General features: G+C 39.1%; 18 protein-coding genes. 8 read left to right on the plus strand and 10 right to left on the minus strand.

What is annotated here, in order from left to right:
- Position 1: 1 nt before the first annotated feature.
- From SPK86_RS04295 to SPK86_RS04310, 4 genes are all read right to left on the minus strand, one after another.
- On the minus strand, positions 2–298 hold the full coding sequence (locus tag SPK86_RS04295; RefSeq protein WP_284140554.1) for a rhodanese-like domain-containing protein: 297 nt from the start codon (positions 296–298) through the stop codon (positions 2–4).
- Between the two features lie 100 nt (positions 299–398).
- The gene (locus SPK86_RS04300) at positions 399–884 is read right to left on the minus strand and encodes a DsrE/DsrF/DrsH-like family protein (protein ID WP_443089752.1); all 486 of its coding nucleotides are present in this window, start codon (positions 882–884) and stop codon (positions 399–401) included.
- A 129-nt stretch (positions 885–1,013) separates the two neighbouring features.
- Positions 1,014–1,274 (minus strand): metal-sensitive transcriptional regulator, encoded by a 261-nt coding sequence (locus SPK86_RS04305; protein ID WP_284140553.1) that lies wholly within the window; start codon positions 1,272–1,274, stop codon positions 1,014–1,016.
- Between the two features lie 17 nt (positions 1,275–1,291).
- A complete protein-coding gene (locus SPK86_RS04310; protein ID WP_330948712.1) occupies positions 1,292–1,627 on the minus strand; it encodes a hypothetical protein in 336 nt (111 codons plus the stop codon).
- Between the two features lie 422 nt (positions 1,628–2,049).
- Between SPK86_RS04310 and SPK86_RS04315 the strand changes: the two genes are divergently transcribed.
- Positions 2,050–2,712, plus strand: coding sequence for a peroxiredoxin (locus tag SPK86_RS04315; protein ID WP_330948713.1), 663 nt, complete (start codon positions 2,050–2,052; stop codon positions 2,710–2,712).
- A gap of 210 nt (positions 2,713–2,922) precedes the next feature.
- Here the strand turns inward: SPK86_RS04315 and SPK86_RS04320 are convergent, their stop codons facing one another.
- The 4 genes from SPK86_RS04320 to SPK86_RS04335 all read right to left on the minus strand — a co-directional run bounded on the left by SPK86_RS04320 (position 2,923) and on the right by SPK86_RS04335 (position 7,422).
- Positions 2,923–3,555, minus strand: a complete 633-nt coding sequence (locus tag SPK86_RS04320; RefSeq protein WP_330948714.1) for a response regulator transcription factor — start codon at positions 3,553–3,555, stop codon at positions 2,923–2,925.
- Positions 3,548–4,585, minus strand: a complete 1,038-nt coding sequence (locus SPK86_RS04325) for a PAS domain-containing sensor histidine kinase (RefSeq protein ID WP_284140549.1) — start codon at positions 4,583–4,585, stop codon at positions 3,548–3,550. The genes SPK86_RS04320 and SPK86_RS04325 overlap by 8 nt, the downstream gene beginning before the upstream one ends.
- A 140-nt stretch (positions 4,586–4,725) precedes the next feature.
- Positions 4,726–6,126, minus strand: a complete 1,401-nt coding sequence (locus SPK86_RS04330) for an MBL fold metallo-hydrolase (RefSeq protein WP_330948715.1) — start codon at positions 6,124–6,126, stop codon at positions 4,726–4,728.
- 96 nt (positions 6,127–6,222) lie between these two features.
- The gene (locus SPK86_RS04335) at positions 6,223–7,422 is read right to left on the minus strand and encodes an FAD-dependent oxidoreductase (RefSeq protein ID WP_443089757.1); all 1,200 of its coding nucleotides are present in this window, start codon (positions 7,420–7,422) and stop codon (positions 6,223–6,225) included.
- A gap of 198 nt (positions 7,423–7,620) precedes the next feature.
- On the opposite strand from SPK86_RS04335, the gene SPK86_RS04340 reads away from it, so the two are divergent.
- The 5 genes from SPK86_RS04340 to SPK86_RS04360 all read left to right on the plus strand — a co-directional run bounded on the left by SPK86_RS04340 (position 7,621) and on the right by SPK86_RS04360 (position 11,340).
- A complete protein-coding gene (locus tag SPK86_RS04340) occupies positions 7,621–8,247 on the plus strand; it encodes a LysE family transporter (RefSeq protein WP_284140546.1) in 627 nt (208 codons plus the stop codon).
- 64 nt (positions 8,248–8,311) lie between these two features.
- Positions 8,312–9,058: a YqcI/YcgG family protein gene (locus SPK86_RS04345; protein WP_284140545.1), complete on the plus strand. Its 747-nt coding sequence runs from the start codon at positions 8,312–8,314 to the stop codon at positions 9,056–9,058.
- Positions 9,059–9,198: 140 nt separating this feature from the next.
- Positions 9,199–10,146 carry an arginine deiminase family protein gene (locus tag SPK86_RS04350; protein ID WP_330948717.1) on the plus strand — a complete coding sequence of 316 codons (948 nt, stop codon included), beginning with the start codon at positions 9,199–9,201 and terminating at the stop codon, positions 10,144–10,146.
- A 321-nt stretch (positions 10,147–10,467) separates the two neighbouring features.
- The gene (locus tag SPK86_RS04355) at positions 10,468–11,112 is read left to right on the plus strand and encodes a hypothetical protein (protein WP_330948718.1); all 645 of its coding nucleotides are present in this window, start codon (positions 10,468–10,470) and stop codon (positions 11,110–11,112) included.
- A gap of 36 nt (positions 11,113–11,148) precedes the next feature.
- Positions 11,149–11,340, plus strand: coding sequence for a DUF6366 family protein (locus SPK86_RS04360; RefSeq protein ID WP_330948719.1), 192 nt, complete (start codon positions 11,149–11,151; stop codon positions 11,338–11,340).
- Positions 11,341–12,065: 725 nt separating this feature from the next.
- On the opposite strand, the gene SPK86_RS04365 is transcribed toward SPK86_RS04360, so the two are convergent.
- Together SPK86_RS04365 and SPK86_RS04370 are read right to left on the minus strand one after the other, a co-directional pair.
- Positions 12,066–14,195 carry an MMPL family transporter gene (locus tag SPK86_RS04365; RefSeq protein WP_330948720.1) on the minus strand — a complete coding sequence of 710 codons (2,130 nt, stop codon included), beginning with the start codon at positions 14,193–14,195 and terminating at the stop codon, positions 12,066–12,068.
- A 127-nt stretch (positions 14,196–14,322) separates the two neighbouring features.
- On the minus strand, positions 14,323–15,381 hold the full coding sequence (locus SPK86_RS04370) for an NAD(P)/FAD-dependent oxidoreductase (protein WP_330948721.1): 1,059 nt from the start codon (positions 15,379–15,381) through the stop codon (positions 14,323–14,325).
- 224 nt (positions 15,382–15,605) lie between these two features.
- Between SPK86_RS04370 and SPK86_RS04375 the strand changes: the two genes are divergently transcribed.
- On the plus strand, positions 15,606–16,394 hold the full coding sequence (locus SPK86_RS04375; RefSeq protein ID WP_330948722.1) for an ABC transporter ATP-binding protein: 789 nt from the start codon (positions 15,606–15,608) through the stop codon (positions 16,392–16,394).
- Positions 16,395–16,400: 6 nt separating this feature from the next.
- Positions 16,401–17,333, plus strand: a complete 933-nt coding sequence (locus tag SPK86_RS04380; RefSeq protein ID WP_330948723.1) for an iron-hydroxamate ABC transporter substrate-binding protein — start codon at positions 16,401–16,403, stop codon at positions 17,331–17,333.
- Positions 17,334–17,373: the final 40 nt, after the last annotated feature.

Consider the following 17,373-nt stretch of genomic DNA (forward strand, 5'->3'; position numbering starts at 1 on the left):
TTTACTCTACTTCGTCTTCCCATGCAAGCATGCCACCATTCATGTTCGTGACATCATAGCCATGTTGTAGTAAAAAGGCACATGCGTTACTGCTTCGTCCGCCAGAGCGACATACCATATAATGATGCTGATCCTTCTCAATTTCATTTAAACGATCTGGAATTTGTCCTAATGGAATATGGCGTGCTCCTGGAATTTTACCTTGTGCTACTTCTTCATCTTCACGTACATCGATGATGCTAAGCTTTTCTCCTGCTTTTAATTTTGCTGCTAACTCTTCAGCGCTAATTGATTTCATGTTATTTTCCTCCAATTATAATTTTTTATTAGACTTACCTTTTTCCTAGATGGAAATGCTTCATTATACCTATACGGGTATAATTATTTTTAAAAAAATATTATATAAACAAATTGATGTTGCCTTCCTCTGCATCACCAATATATGCAGCAACGCCACCATAATCAATGCCTTCTAGTAATTCTTCCTTTTGAAGCCCTAGCAGATCCATTGTCATTGTACAGGCAATCATCTTTACATCCAGCTCCTGCGCCATTTCCACTAGTTGGGGTAATGTCATCGCTTGATGCTTTTTTATGACGCTTTTAATCATTTTAGGACCCATCCCTAAATAGTTCATGTTTGATAGTCCCATTTTATCAGCGCCTCTAGGCATCATTTTCCCAAACAGCTTCTCCATTAAACCTTTTTTAACAGGTACCATTTCTTCCTTGCGTAATGCATTTAGTCCCCAGAAGGTATGAAAAATTGTTACTTCATGATCATAAGCAGCTGCGCCATTAGCAATAATGTAGGCCGCCATCGCTTTGTCATACTCACCACTAAACAATACGATTGTCGTTTTCTTCTTATTTTCCACCAGCATTCTCCTTTTTTACGTTTCCCACTATACGTATAGGGGTATCATATTTGGATTAAAAAATAGGGTTACGCTTTTCAACTTAACCCATTTTTTATGGTAAATGCATTACGGAAAATTGTCAACCACATCTGATTAACGACTTTTCACAAGTAGATTTACTGCCTCTTTAATTAAGGTTTCAGCATCTTCCCCGTTCGTTTTTTCATCACGGATACATTGCTCAAGATTTTTCGTTACAATCAAGGCAGCGGTTCGATCAATTGCACTTCTAACTGCAGACATTTGGGTGACGACATCGCGGCACTCTTTATCATCCTGCATCATCTTCAATAATCCTCTAACCTGTCCTTCAATCCGCTTCATTCTATTGATGACATCTGCATCATATTTCATCGTAACACCTCGCTTACTTAATCATGAATAAGATGGTAGCCAATAACGCGCATCCCCTTACGACGCAAAATACGGGCACTTAAATTTTTCTCCAGCTTGCTTTCTGATACAAGAAATACCTTTTTATCTGGAATGTCATAGCAATGTCGATTTAAATAGGGAAGTGGGATACATACTGCCTTCTCGATCTTCTGGTTACTAGATACCTGATAGTCTCTTGTATCGACGATAGTAATATCTTCTTTAGAATATGATACATAATTTAAGTCCTTTTTGCCAATCCCAAGGACAGGTATATATCGTTGATACACAAACATGAACACCATTGCTGCAACAATTATCCACCCCATCATTGCTGCTCCCTCCCTATGAATAAATGAGTCACAAGGAATATAATATACCCATTGGGGTATTTTGTCAATAGGTTAATTTTATTTTTTTACATGTTTACTAGAACAGAATAAGCATCCACATTAATCGCTCGCTTCATGTCTTATATTATATACCCTTCTATGTATTTGCATAATCATCTGCTAGATGCACAAATGAGAGTACGCACATACATAATAAGCTGTTGTTAATTGATGCCAGTTTGAAGGAAAACGTACTTCGTTCTATTGATAAGTCAAGCTTCAGCATTTCATTTATAAACGTTTCAGATAAAGCACATAGAACGATTAAGGACGTGAATAGGGGAAATCCCCTATGTCTTTTTTAAAATATGAATGTAATAATTATGTTGTAATAATAATTATTAAAAAGGAGAAAAGATAAAATGGAAAATAATATGCAATCATCAGTGCAACAAATCGCACTACCACGTATTGGCGATCCAGCACCAGCTTTTAAAATTGAAACAACTCACGGCGTTATTTCAAGTGAGGACTATAAAGGAAAATGGTTCATTCTATTTTCTCATCCATCTGACTTTACCCCTGTTTGTACAACAGAGTTTATTGGTTTCCAAAAAATATATCCCGCTTTAAAAGAATTGAATACAGAGCTTGTTGGTTTAAGTATTGATAGTCTTCATTCACATATTGCCTGGGTGAAAAATATTAAAGATAATTTTGACGTTACGATTGAATTTCCAATTATTGCTGACTTAAATAAAGAAGTTGCTGCTAAATACGGCATGCTAATGCCTGAAGGAAAATCAACAGAAGCTTCTCGCGCTGTTTTTGTTATTGATGATAAACAAATCGTTCGTGCTATTATTTATTACCCATTAAGCACAGGACGCAATATGGATGAAATTTTACGTTTGGTAAAAGCATTACAAGCAACAGATGAGCACAATATTGCAACACCAGCAGATTGGGTACCAGGAGACAAAGTAATTGTTAAGCCTCCACGTACACAGGAAGAAGCGAATGAAAGACTAAATAACCCAGATTATGAATGTGCAGATTGGTATTTCTGCAAGAAAAGCCTATAAATAAACCTTTTTAAACACATTAATAGCACAGACCTGGCCATGGTTTGTGCTACTATTTTTTATATTGGAAAAAGCCGATTTTATTAGTTGTGACTTTGATTAAATTCCACTCGAAAAAAGCGTTCTTGCTTTTCCGAGTTAGTTAGGCCGTGCCCGGGGAAAGCGAACTCACTTTCAAACTGTGATGCTATTGTTCAAGTTCAAGCCCACTTAGTGCATAAAATGGTTTTTTATGCCGTATTGGATAAGCTCGGCTTTATTTGTTAAGTTTAGCTTTTGCATAATATTTGTTTTATGATTTTCAACGGTTTTCGGACTTATAAACAACTTCTCAGACATCTGCTTGTTCGAATATCCTAAGATCGTTAGCCGAACAATTTCTTGCTCTCGTAATGTTAAAATAGAGCTGGGCTGTGTCCCATCCTCAAACCACTTTTCCAGCTGTTCATCTGGAATGTCAACTCGAAAAAAACGTTTACCGCTATTTACAGTCGTTATGGCTTCATGTAAGTCTCCACCTTGACTATTTTTGAAAATATACCCATGTGCTTTTACTTCAATTGCCTTTTGAATATACACCTCTTCTTCATGCATTGTAAGCAAGATAACCTTGGCACTTTCAACTTCATGAAGTATTTTTTTCGTTGCTGTAAAGCCATCAAGACCACCAGGCATAGAGATGTCCATTAAAATAACATCTGGCTGCGTTTGCGCTGCCATTACAATGGCTTCTTCTCCACTGCTTGCTTCCCCTACAATCTGAATATCAGCGAAGTTTTCTAATAAGAGTACAATCCCTTTTCGAATTAATACATGATCATCGACTACCATAATATTAATCATCGATATCTTCCTTCCACTTTGGAACGGTTATCTTAATTTGTGTTCCCGTATTTTCAGTTGATTCGATCATGAATTTCCCGCCCAACTGATCTACTCTTTCTTCCATATGCTTTAAGCCTAATCCTTCACCGACCTTGTTCGGACGAAACCCAATTCCATTATCCTGAATGTGAAGCTTTAGTCCTTCTTCATTCATATCCAACGCAATAGATACCTTTGATGCGTGCGCATACTTAATAATATTATGCAATGCTTCTTGAATCACACGATATAAATTTATTTCAACAAGTGGATAGCAGCGACCGACCAGATTCGTATTAAATTCGATCTGAAGATCTGGATCATTTTTCATCGTTGTTGTAATTAAAGAACGAATCGTTGCAACAAGTCCAAGGCGATCCAAGCTTTGTGGGCGTAACTTATAGGAGTAGGATTTCACATCTGACATTACCTTTTCCAATTCAGAGCGAACCTCTGTTAAATAAGCATCTAACCGCGCATCATGCACATATGACTCAATGGCCTGCAAGGCAACTGATATCGAGAATAACGATTGTCCAACCCCATCATGCAACTCCTGCGCCAATCGCTTATGTTCATCTTCTTTTGCTTCAATTAATTTTTTTATCATATACTTGGAGGTGCGTGCCTCTTCTTTCTGCTTGCGAATACTTTGATCACGCAGTACGAGTAAATATTCCTTTTGATCAGAATGCTCATCCTGATACATTAAGGCAGTGCTCATTTCTACATCAAGACTTTCTCCATGGTAGGTCGGCATTTCCGATAAAAAATACGGAACCTCATCATTTTCAATTAAGTAGCATCGCTTCTCATTCGGCTCTATTTTTCTGCTTTGGCAATAAGAGCAGTAAGGAACAGCACTCCCAATTTGCCAGCCGGTAAGTCTCTCGGCAGCAGGGTTCATAAGTAATATTTCACGTGATTGATTCATGATAATAATACCATCTTGTAGACTTTCAAAAATTTGCTTTAAATAGCGATCACGCCAAAAAAATGCTTTATCCATATAAACAAGTCACTCCTTTTTATCCATGACTTTCTCGTTTCATCTGTTCATAAGCTGTCCTTATCCTAACTATAAGAAAAATAATGCAAAAAGCAAAGCTGAATCCCTTTGATTTCAGCTTTGCTTTCTTATCTATATGTTTAGACGATTTCCTTTACCCAGCTCTCATAGCCTCCAGCAAGGTTAAGTGGTTCTTTTACATCATTTGCTAACAAAATACTGATGCCGATTGCTGACCGAACTCCTGATCCACATTGTACGACGATCTGCTTGTCTGTCTTTATTTCCGCTAACCGTTGTTGTAATGTGCCAAGCATAATATGCTGTGCACCGTTGATATGCCCGTCATTCCATTCAGTGAGATTTCGGATATCTAACACATGCACATCCTCTTTATCCATTCTTTCCTTTAATTGTTTTACCGTAATTGATTGATAGGTTTCCAACTCCGCTTCCTCGTTTAGAATTGCTTTTGCATCCCCATATCCTCTTAAATTATCAATTCCAATCGAGCGAAGTGCGATAAGCATTTCATCTAAGTCGGCTTCATCCGTCAACACATAAAACGGCTTTTCATAATCAACGAGCCAGCCCATCCAGTTCGTAAATGACTTGTTAAAGGGTACATTAATTGTTCCTTTCATATGTCCTTCAGCAAATTCTTCCGCAGGTCTTGTATCAATTACTTGTAAACCATCTGCAATAAATTGCTTTACTTCAGTAGCAGTGGTTAGCTTTGTTAATGCTGGGATCTGTTCAATTAATTGAATTCCTACTTTATTAACATGCTTCATAACAGCAAAATACGTTGGTGGCTCAGGCTGTCCATCAAGTAATGCATCGACAAATGATGAACGATCATTAAATTGCATTGCCCAGTTAAATCGCTTTTCATAGCCAATCGTTGTAGATGGCACTGCACCAAGTGCTTTTCCACATGCACTACCAGCTCCATGTGCTGGCCAAACCTGTAAATAATCAGGAAGCTTTTTAAAGCGTTCTACCGAATCATACATTGCAAAAGCTCCTGCTTCTGAGGTTCCTTTAATACCAGCTGCTTTTTCTAATAAATCTGGACGACCAATATCACCAACGAAAACAAAGTCACCAGTAAAGATTCCCATTGGTTCATCCGCTACGCCACCTTTGTCGGTAAGCATAAATGAAATACTTTCAGGCGTATGGCCAGGGGTATGCAATACATCAAAAACAAGGTTCCCAATATTAAATGAATCGCCATCCTTTAAAAGCTGATACTTTATCCCTTCCAGATTTTGATACTTCCAATCCGCATCACCTTCATCTGAAATATAAAGTGTGGCATCAAATTTATTCGCTAATTCTCTTGATCCAGAAACAAAATCAGCATGGATGTGCGTTTCTAGCGCGCCAACAATCGTTAAACCTTCTTCTTCAGCGGTTTCGATATATGGTGCAATATTTCGCATTGGATCAACAATTACCGCTTCCCCTTTTGCTTGACACCCTACCATGTAAGATGCGTGTGCTAGCTTCTCATCATAAAAATAACGTAATAACATGTGTTTCATCCCCTCTGTACTTGTTTAATATTTTTATAGAACAACACATCACGTGTTGTGATACAAAATAATTTTCAGCTTTGCCCTCAAAACAGCCTACATCTTCCCTTTTAACATCCCGCTCCAATACATGATTGGTAGAAAATACTTTTTAAGGATATACATACTTAATCGTTCTTTCCCTTGATCAAACGGCAGGGTTTCCGTAGGTTGTTTATTATAATCAAACTCTGCCAGAATCAGCTTATTGTAGCCAGTTACTACTGGACAAGAAGAATAGCCCTGGTATGTTGCTTCCAATGATTTTCCCTTCATCAGCGCTAAAATATTGTTAGCAACTAATGGTGCCTGCTTTCGAATTGCAGCACCTGTTTTTGCGGTTGGGAGATTACTATTATCTCCAAGCGCAAATATATTTTCATAACGAACATGTTGTAATGTATGCTTATGCACGTCTACCCAGCCATTTTCATCGGCAAGAGCACTGTTTTTTATAAAAGCGGGCGCTTGCATTGGTGGGGTGACATGAAGCATGTCATAAGCAATAACTTCCTGCTCTTTCGTATCTAAATGTTCGAATACGGCTTTTTTCTCTTCACCACGAATTTCGATTAAATTCCTTTTAAATCTTGTATCAATTTGCTTTCTTTCCACGACTTTTTCAAGTGCAATACGATATTTATCAACGTCGAAAATAGCTGGGTTTGCAGATGCAAATACAACCTCTGCATCCTTCTTTATACCCGTCCTCGCAAAATAATCTTCTGCTAAATACATGATTTTTTGTGGTGCTCCACCACATTTTATTGGCGTTGCAGGATGTGTGAACAATGCTGTTCCACCTTGAAAGGAACGAATTACTTCCCACGTATAGTCCGCATACGCATAATCATAATTAGTTGTTACACCGTTTTTACCGATTGCTTCTCTTAACCCTTTAACGCCATCCCAATTTAGCTCAATCCCTGCTGCTACTACTAAATAATCATAGGAAATTTCTTGATGGTTGGCTGTTTGCAGCTTATTCTCCATTGGCAAGAAGCCGATCACGCGATCCTGTATCCAAGAAGCCCCCTCTGGAATAACAGACCCCATATCGCGTTTCGTTGCTTCTTTTTTTGCTGCACCCGCACCGACCAACGTCCACAACGGTTGATAGTAATGATGATCAGCAGGATCGATGATGGCAATTTCATCGTGTAAGGTCTTTGATTTTCTAAGCATTCTGGAGGCTACTGAAATCCCGGCAGACCCACCGCCAACAATGACGACACGAAAATGAAATTTTTTCATGATCCTTCTCCCCCTTTGTAAAAAGTGGTTAACACTATTACAACCTTTATAATATAAGAAAGAGTGTCCACAATGAATAGGGGAATTCCCCTAACCTTTTTCATCTAGCTAGATGCCCTTCTACTTAAACATTCTGAACATAGATCAAAGCTTGTCCGAATATAATGAGAACAATGACGCTGAAAAAAAGGAGTCCGAGCAATGAGTATTTTTATCAGCTCTATATTTTTAGGTTTATCGATTTCTGCACCGATGGGGCCGATTAATGCCTTGCAATGGGAGAAAGGAATTCGGCAAGGATTTATTCATTCTTGGCTCATCGGTATAGGCGCGATGACAGCAGATGCCTTGTTCATGCTCTTGATTTTCCTTGGCATCATGCAAGTGGCTGAAATCCCCTTAATCAAGCTGTTTTTATGGTTATTCGGATTTTTCGTACTCTGCTACACAGGCATAGAAAGCATCGTCAATGCAAACACGTTTGACAATGAACAAAGGTCGGTCATAGAAGAGAAAAAGAGAAAGTCATTCCGGATTGGTTTTCTCATCGCATTATCCAATCCATTAAATATATTATTTTGGCTCGGAATATATGGATCACTACTTGTACAAGCCCCCACGAAAGCAAATCATTTTCTTTTTACTGCAACAATTGGTATTTTTGTCGGCATTATTGTTTGGGATGTTGTGATGGCTTGGCTAGCCACAGTTCTAGGAAAAAAAGCAAATCCATTTTTTCTTCGCATAACTACGATTGCGTCTGGCATCGTACTTATCGGGTTTGGTGCTTACTTTGGTGTACAAGCTTACCTTTTCATTGTTTCATAGACAGACACCTATTTCTCTTCCTCCTAATACGATAGTGGTATAGCAATAGGAGGGATTATATAAGATGCTTTTTGAAAAGAATGACTTAGAGAACTCTAGGGATTGGCTGAAGAAGTGGCAGCAAGCTGCCTTTGAGGATTTTGCTAACATGATGACCTCTACAAAAACCCCTTACCCTTGTGTTCCTGGAGTATATGGATTTAAAAAGAATATGCTACGATATGGTTTTTTGGAGACGCCAACGAAGGAAACTGCTAGTAAGCAGCTCGCTCAAATACTAACGGAATATGGAGACATATCACGCCAAACAGGTCCTTTTGCTTCCCTTGTCGTCTTCATTAACACAGAGGAAGAAAGATCGGTAGAAGCATTTGAAACGATGTTTTGGACGTTATTACAGAAAGTACACCAGCTAGATGAAAAGAGTTGGCCGGAACATATTCCAACAGAACCACACGATAACGAATGGGAATTTTGCTTTCAGGGAGAGGCTTACTTTGTCTTTTGTGCTACTCCAGCACATACAGTGCGAAAAAGCCGTCACTTCCCATACATGCTACTCGCTTTCCAACCAAGATGGGTGTTTGACCAATTAAATGGCGAGACCTCTTTCGGAAGAAAAATGAAAAACATTATTCGAAAACGATTGATAGATTATGATTATATCCCGCCACACGCAGCGTTAAAGTGGTATGGTGAAGCAGACAACTATGAATGGAAGCAGTATTTTTTACGTGATGATAATAGCGCTCCAACAACTTGCCCATTTCACACCGGAACGAAAACCAACCATTTTTCGATAACGAACTGAATGGTTATTTTTAAAAATGGACATAGTAAAAAAATGAATCATTACTTACTTTCGAGCTTAGAAAAGGAGCAAAATGTTATGCACATCGATCAATTTACACATCCCCTTAACAGGCTATCGAAAAAATGGCGTGTTCGAGGATGAGCCAATTACATCCCTTTTGCTGGAATGAATACGATACATTAAAGACTGTTATTATTTGCTCCCCGTCTAAACTAACTATTCCAGACCAACAAACAGCAAAAGACATACAATGGGAGCAGGCAGTAGATCATCAAAAAGCAACGGAAAACTTCGAACAATTGACAAGCACTTTAACAGAGCTTGGTGTGCGGGTCATTGACTATGCAGTACATTTACCACATAAAACCCAGTCCTTTCACGAACAGTTAGTAAACCGTTATTTTGTCCGCGATCTCGCTTGTGTTTTTGGTGAAACCATTCTTCCTGGGAAAGCAGGAACCTCGATGCGCCAGCCTGAATATGAGCTTTTCCATCCAATACTTGAAACATGGATAGCAGAACCGCACTTTCAAAAGGAAGCAAATAACGGGTGGCGGGCATTAGAATTTGGTGATGTTCTTGTCTTAAATAAAGATGCCATCTTAATTAACACAGGGCTCCGTACAAGCATTGACAGTATCCGAAGCATGAAGGATTTTTTATTCCGAGCAGGCTTTTCTGAAATCGGAGTAGTCGATTTGCCACGACGGGCAGATACATTACATTTAGATATGAATTGCAATGTGACCGGAGAAAATACGATACTAGCGAAAAGCTATATGCGATTCCTCCCCGTGCAAATAATAACCGATCAATCTTCTACGTATAAGATGTTTGCTGATTATTTAAAGCGTCATCAGTACGATGTCATATGGACAAGCGCTGTACAAAACACCGTTGCAGATATCAATTTTTTAAACATTGACCCAGAAACGATTCTCGTTAGCTCACAACATACGAAAGAAATTTTCAAAAACGATATAACGCTAACAAAAAAGAAACGGATTGAAATTGATGTTACCGAGCTTGAAAAAGGCGGGGGCGGTATCCGTTGTATGACACTGCCAATTGAACGAAGGAAATAACGCAAAAGGACAACGCCTGTTTGGATGGCTTTGTCCTCTTTTTACGTTTTTTTCGAGTAGACTAGTTTGTTACTTTCTAAAAGTTCTTTTTTACATATGGCTCTGAAAAAGTTGATGTTCGACTCTAAGGTTCCATAAAGTAAACAACTGGATTATCAGAGGGATTTTAATATAAAATGAGCAATCCTATGATACAATTTGTTTAACTAAATTTGCGATTTATTTCAATATCTTATTCAACTAATGGGCAGTTTTTCAAGAAAGAGAAAGGATTCATTTCATAAAGTTAAACAATGAAATTTTTTATAGAGGTGTTATTTAATGATGAACAAAAATACATACGTTTTCAAAATACCGCTAGAACTTCCACCAACAGAAGAAAATCGTCGGAATGAGTTTGAATTAAAAATATCCAATGCTCAAAGAAGAATATCTGAGTTTGCTAGTGCCTATCAATGGAGTAAATATCTGTCTACCCCATTAATTAACAAACTTCAAATTTGCAGTACAAAAGAACAATTTGATAAGGAGGTAAAACTAGCTTTTCATTTGGACCCCGAGACGAATATTCCTAAAACCTATTCTGCTGTTATTACAAATGATATTTTGCTTGCAGTGACACCTGAGACGTATGCTAAAAATTATCCAATTGGTCAGGAAGAAAATGCTTATGAAAAATTACTCGCTCATGAACTTGCTCATGCTTTCCACATTCGAATATTAGAAGGGAAAGAAGACGAAATGGGGCCTCGATGGTTTTATGAAGGATTTGCCCTTTTAGCCGCTAATCAGTTTCAACATGTCACAGATAAGATGAAGAAAGCTGATATGCAAAAAATAATAAATACGGATGAATCTGTTTCATATGTCTACTACCGGCAAATAATGGATGAGTTGCTTTGTCAAATGGATTTAAAAGTTGCAGTAAATTGTGCTAGAGCACAAGATTTTAAGTTTATTCTATAGGATAGTACAAAAAATCGATGCTAACGGGGGATGAAAATGAATCAAGATAAAGAAACGCCAGAAGAACGAAGAGAAAGAATGAGACAAAAGGAATTAGAAAACCCTTCAAGCAGTATACAAGGAAGCAATCTTTCTGATTTAGTCGGCGGGTTAAGCTGGAAGGGTACTGGAATACTTATCCTTGTACTCATAATAGGGTTCATAGTCGCATCTATATTTTTAAAGTAGCGGATGAACAAAAGCATTTTTTATTTATTACTTTATATTATATTTGACTTTTTGAATAAATGAATTTATAGAGCAGTTGAAGGGGGGATTCCTTGAAAAAGAAGGATCCCTTTTTCTGCGTGCGATGTGTCGCTGCCGAAGAGTCTCTTGTCCTTCAGGAAGCAACAGGGGGAACGCAAACTAAACCCGCTACATCCTCTGTTTCTTGATCGAGTTTAGGCTGTTCTCGATCGTTTGAGCTGGTTCTTGATCGTTTGAGGCTGGTTCTTGATCGTTTCACCCGATCCTTGATCGAGTTGGGGGGATTCTTGATCGAGTTCGGCTGTTTCTTGATCGTTTGCGGCTGGTTCTTGATCGTTTGCGGCTGGTTCTTGATCGTTTGAGGGATTTCTCGCTCGAGTTTGACGTTTTCTCGCTCGAGTTTGGGATTTCTCGCTCGAGTTTGGGATTTCTCGCTCGAGTTTGAGGATTCTCGCTCGAGTTTGAGTACTTCTCGCTCGAGTTGGGAGATTATTGATCGCTAGTACGTCCTGTTCGTCGAAAAACCCACTCGGAAAAGTGTTCTTTCTTTTCCGAGTGGGTTGAGGCCGTGCCCGAGGCAAAGGTATTTTGAGCAGATGTCGCGCTTGTGCCTGTGGTGAAAGCGAACCCACCTTCAAATAGCAATACTATTGTTTAGATTTTGAGAGACAAATACGCTTGTTGTTTCTCATGCTCGTTTTCAATTAATGCCAGCTTCCTGCTCGGTATGGGCCTTTTCTAAAAGGAAGCCACCAATTCCATTTCCCGAACAGCTTCATTAAGCTTGGGACTAACAATAAACGAATGATGGTAGCGTCAATGGCTACCGCTATCGCAATTCCTACACCAATTTGTTTAACAGGCATTACATCGGTAAAGGCAAATGCACCTGTTAAAACAATCATAATAAGTGCAGCGGAAGTAATGATTTTACTTGTTGCCGCAAGTCCTTCGACCGTCGCAAAGTCATTGTCTTGCGTATTCGCATAAGCCTCCTGTATTCGCGAAATAAGGAACACTTCATAATCCATGCTTAATCCGAAGACGAGGCTAAAGACAATTACCGGAATAATTAATGCGATCGTTCCAGCGGTCAAGCCAAAGTGTCCATATTGGAAAATGTAAACGAGAATACCAAATGTCGCTGATAACCCTAGCACATTCATGACAATGGCCTTAAAAGGAATTAATATCGATCGAAACGCAAGCATGAGCACGATAAAGGTCGAAATAATGATAACCGTTAGCACGGGAATAATTTTATCGGCGATTTCATCAAAAATCTCCTGGTTAAACTTTGCTTCGCCGCCAACCATTAAATCAAAGGAAGCATACTTTTTATCTAGCTCTCGCACCCAGTCCTGTGCTTCATCTGATGCGCCTGATACTTTCAGTTGAACCGGAATAAGCATCTTTTCATCCTGAATAAACGCTTCTTTTACAGGAGCAAGCTTTTCTTTCATTGGAGATCCCCATGCTTGTTCCCATGCTTCTGGGCTTTCCACACCACTTACTTGATAGATTGTTTGCACCTCTTTTACGAGCGGATCGTTCATTAATTTATCTTCTAATTGCTTTATTTGCTCTAAGCCCTCTTTCGCTTCCCAGCCTGCCTTGTTAGTAGCAACAATGTAGGCAGAGGATTCGCCGCCAAAGTCAAAGGTATCCTCCATCTTTTCATAGGCAAGCCGCGAATCATACGATTTTGGCAAAGAGTCGATTTGCGGAATGGTCAAATCCATATTTCGAACAGGAATGAGCGCAATTCCTAAAAGGATTAACGCAACAATCGTAATCATAATCGGACGTTTAATAACGTTCCCCGCAAACGCGCGCCAACGATCAGAACCATTTTGCTTTACTTTTAAGAGCTGCCATTTATCAATTCGATCTCCCAACGCAATTAATACGGATGGGAGCAAAGTGAGCGAGCTTATAACGGCCATAGCGACTACAATCATTCCACCAACGGCAATGTTTTCAAAAATCTCCACCTGAATAAGCAGCATCGCACCAAGACCAATAAAAACACAAAAGGCAGAAAACAATACCGAACGACCGGCGGTTTGAATCGTAATAGAAACGGCATCCAACGCATTTCCTTTTCTTCGTTCCTCACGATACCTACTAATAAATAACAAAGCAAAATCAATGCTGAGTGCTAATCCGAGCATTGGAATGATATTTAAGATAAAGATCGATAAATCGATATAGTTCCCTAATATCGCCAACACTCCAAAGGAAACAATCACTGCACTAACACCGATTAATAGTGGAACGAACGAAGCAACAACAGTTCCGAATGCAAATAACAATACGATAATGGCTATCGGCAAACCGATGGCTTCTGCTGTCATTAAGTCCTGTTGGCTAGCCGTATTTATATCCTTCGTGATGGCAGACTGACCCGTTAACGTAATGCCTTTATCCGCTTTAATGACGTCGCGAATAGCAGTAACCGTTTCAGCCATATCTAGTTCATCATCATTAAAGTGTAACAACGCATATGACAGGTCCTTCGTATACATCGTGCGATCGTCTAATGGCGAAACAATCTCAGATGTGACACCGAGTGCTTCTACTTCCTGAAGACGATTGGCTAGCTTTTCATCTGACACACCATCAAACACAAGAAATAGTGACTCAGCAGGCATATCAAAGGTCTCTGCGGCAATCTCCATCACCTTTTCATGCTCGCCGTCCATACGAAAGCCATCCCCCTCTAACATTGACGGCAGACGGATTGCTAAAAATGCCATGGCAATGGCAAGCAAAATCCAAAAAAGAATAATATATTTATAGCCCTTTAAAACAATTCGCGCTAGCATTCGCATGATCTTTTTCCCCTTAATCTCGAGTAATTTATCTTATTTTAGTTTAACTAAATATATTCAAATTGTCTTGTATAGAGTGAAAAAAAGCTTAACTAGAAAAATAATCTAGCTAAGCTTGTATCTACCTTTATTTCATTTTTGCTACTTTTTCCTGCAAGATTTCTCGATTACGTTTTTGAAATAATGTATTATGCGAAGAAACCATGCCTGTTTTTGTAGCTTCTGGTTCAATAAATTGCTTTGCTTTATTTACCGCGTTCGCAGCATCCTGAAATGCTCCAGCAATGAGATTAAGCTTGCCATCATGCATCAAAATATCGCCAGCAGCGAATAAACCCGGAACGGAGGATTCACTAGCAGCAGTTCCAGCAATAAAGTATTCATCAATCCGTTCAATCGATAAATCACTCTGATCTAACAAGGAGGTATCACGTTCGTAACCGTGATTAACAATCACTTCGTCTATCGGTAAATAGGAGGTTACCCCTGTTTGGTGATTGGTCAGCTCGACCTTTTCGATTTTCTTATGATCATCACTAGCGATAAGCTTCGTAATTTTTGAATTAAAAAAGCAAACAACCGAGCCTTGCTGTAATTCTGTTCCCTGTGCCTCATGACAGGAGAAGCTATCGTTACGACACGTAATATATACGTGTTTTGCAATCGGCTCAAGCTCTAATGCCCAATCAATCGCTGAATTTCCACCACCAGAAATGACAACCGTTTTATCCTTAAAATGTTCCAATGCTTTAATTGTATAATTTAAATTAGAAACCTCATACCGTTCTGCCCCAACGACGTTCAGTTTTTTCGGCTGCAGAATGCCACCGCCAACACAAACGATCACTGTTTTTGAATAATGAATATTTCCCGATACTGCCTCGATCATAAATAGACCATTGTCATCTTGTGAAATCGATGAAACGGTTTCATTTAAAACAACTTCAGGCTGAAAGGTAAGTCCTTGCTCTACAAGCTGCTCAATCAGCTTCGCACCAGGAGCGGGAGTAAGTCCGCCTACATCCCAAATCATTTTTTCTGGATAAACATGTATTTTCCCACCTAATTGCGGCTGGTGTTCAATAATTTTTGTTTTCATTTCTCGTAAACCACTATAAAATGCCGAATACAAGCCTGCTGGTCCCCCACCTATTATTGTCACATCAAACAATTCCTGCTGACCCATTGCATTGCCTCCTCGACTAGCCGTCAATGATTATCATTCTCATTTAACTATACGTTATTTTTTTCTTCATAGCAACCTACAATTTCAAGCATAAAAAATTCAACTCCACCATTTACACTAACTCAATTGACAAAATAAACTGGGACATTTATAGTAATGCATGAAGCGCAAATGAGAATCATTATCACTTCATGCTGTGCATTTTATATGTTGGAGGATTGCTTATGGCTCGGTTCTATACAGAGGCTTTACACGTAGGTTATGGAGAAAACAACATCATCCATGACATCAACATCACCATTCCAGATCAAAAAATAACTGCCATTATCGGCTCGAATGGCTGTGGAAAATCAACCTTGCTTAAAGCAATGACACGTGTTATTCCCCAGCAAGCTGGTACGGTTATTCTAGATGGGAAAAGCATTTTAAAAGAAAATACAAAGGCGTTAGCTCAAAAAATTGCCATGCTTCCCCAAACTCCAGAAAGCACGCAGGGTCTAACCGTTGGCGAACTTGTATCCTATGGTCGTTTTCCTTATCAAAATGGGTTTGGTAGATTAACAAAAAAAGATTATGAGGTGATTAACTGGGCTCTTGATGTAACTGGTACAACTCCATTTAAATATCGGTCTGTTGATGCACTTTCTGGCGGGCAGCGGCAGCGTGCATGGATTGCCATGGCACTTGCTCAAGAAACAGACATCATCTTTTTGGATGAACCTACGACCTATTTAGATATGGCACATCAGCTTGAGGTATTAGAGCTATTACAACAGCTGAACAAAGAAGCCCAACGAACCATCATTATGGTCTTGCATGATTTAAATCAGGCCGCCCGATTCGCAGATTATATTATTGCATTAAAGGATGGCAAAATTGCCAAGGCCGGAACATGTGAAGACGTCATACAGCAGGATGTACTTCAACGTGTATTTCAAATAGATGCGGAAATCGGTCGTGATCCACGAACGAATAAACCAATGTGCATCACCTATAATTTAATAAGGAAGTGACAGTTAATGAGAAAAATAGTGTTGTTTATCGCAATCATTACATTAACCTTTATCACTGCATGTAACAGTGCGCAGGAGAATAAGGAAAAAGATAAGAAAGCTAACGAAGCAGGAGATGCTCAAGAAACGATCGTTTACGAATCCGAGACTGGTCCTATCGAAGTTCCTGCAAATCCAGAGCGTGTCGTTGTTCTATCATCATTTATAGCTGGAAGTGTCATGGCATCCGATGTCAACATTGTGGGAATTGACAGCTGGTCAAACGACAATCCTCGTTATGAACCGTATTTGCAAGATGCAAAAGAAGTATCAGAAGAAAGCTTGGAACAAATTCTTGAGCTTAACCCGGATTTAATTATCGCTACTCCAGACAGCAAAAACCTTGATAAATTAAAGGAAATTGCTCCTACTGTTACATATACGTATGGAAAAGTCGATTACCTAACCCAATACCTTGAAGTTGGCAAGCTGTTAAATAAAGAAAAGCAAGCAAAAGCATGGATTGCTGATTTTAAGAAGCGCGCACAGGAAGCAGGAGAAAAAATCAAAGCAAAAATTGGTGAAAACACAACGATCTCCGTCATTGAGCTTTTTGATAAACAGCTCTATGTGTATGGAGATAATTGGGGACGTGGAACGGAAATCCTTTATCAGGAAATGGGTTTAAAAATGCCTGAAAAAGTAAAAGAAGATGCTTTAAAGGACGGATACTTCGCGTTATCACCAGAGGTTGTGCCAGAATATGCTGGCGACTATATGGTATTCAGTAAGAACAGTGAGCAGGACAACTCCTTCCAAGAAACAGAGACTTACAAAAACATCCCAGCCGTTAAAAATGGGAGAGTTTTTGAAGTAGATGGTAAAGCGTTTTATTTTAATGATCCAATTACATTAGATTTCCAGCTTGAATTCTTCACGGAGAAATTTCTAGGAGAATAGACAATTCGATAGAGAGGAGAGTTATAACGACTCCCTCTCC

This window comes from Virgibacillus sp. MG-45, from assembly GCF_036409425.1.
In the GTDB taxonomy this organism is placed as follows: domain Bacteria; phylum Bacillota; class Bacilli; order Bacillales; family Amphibacillaceae; genus LDC-1.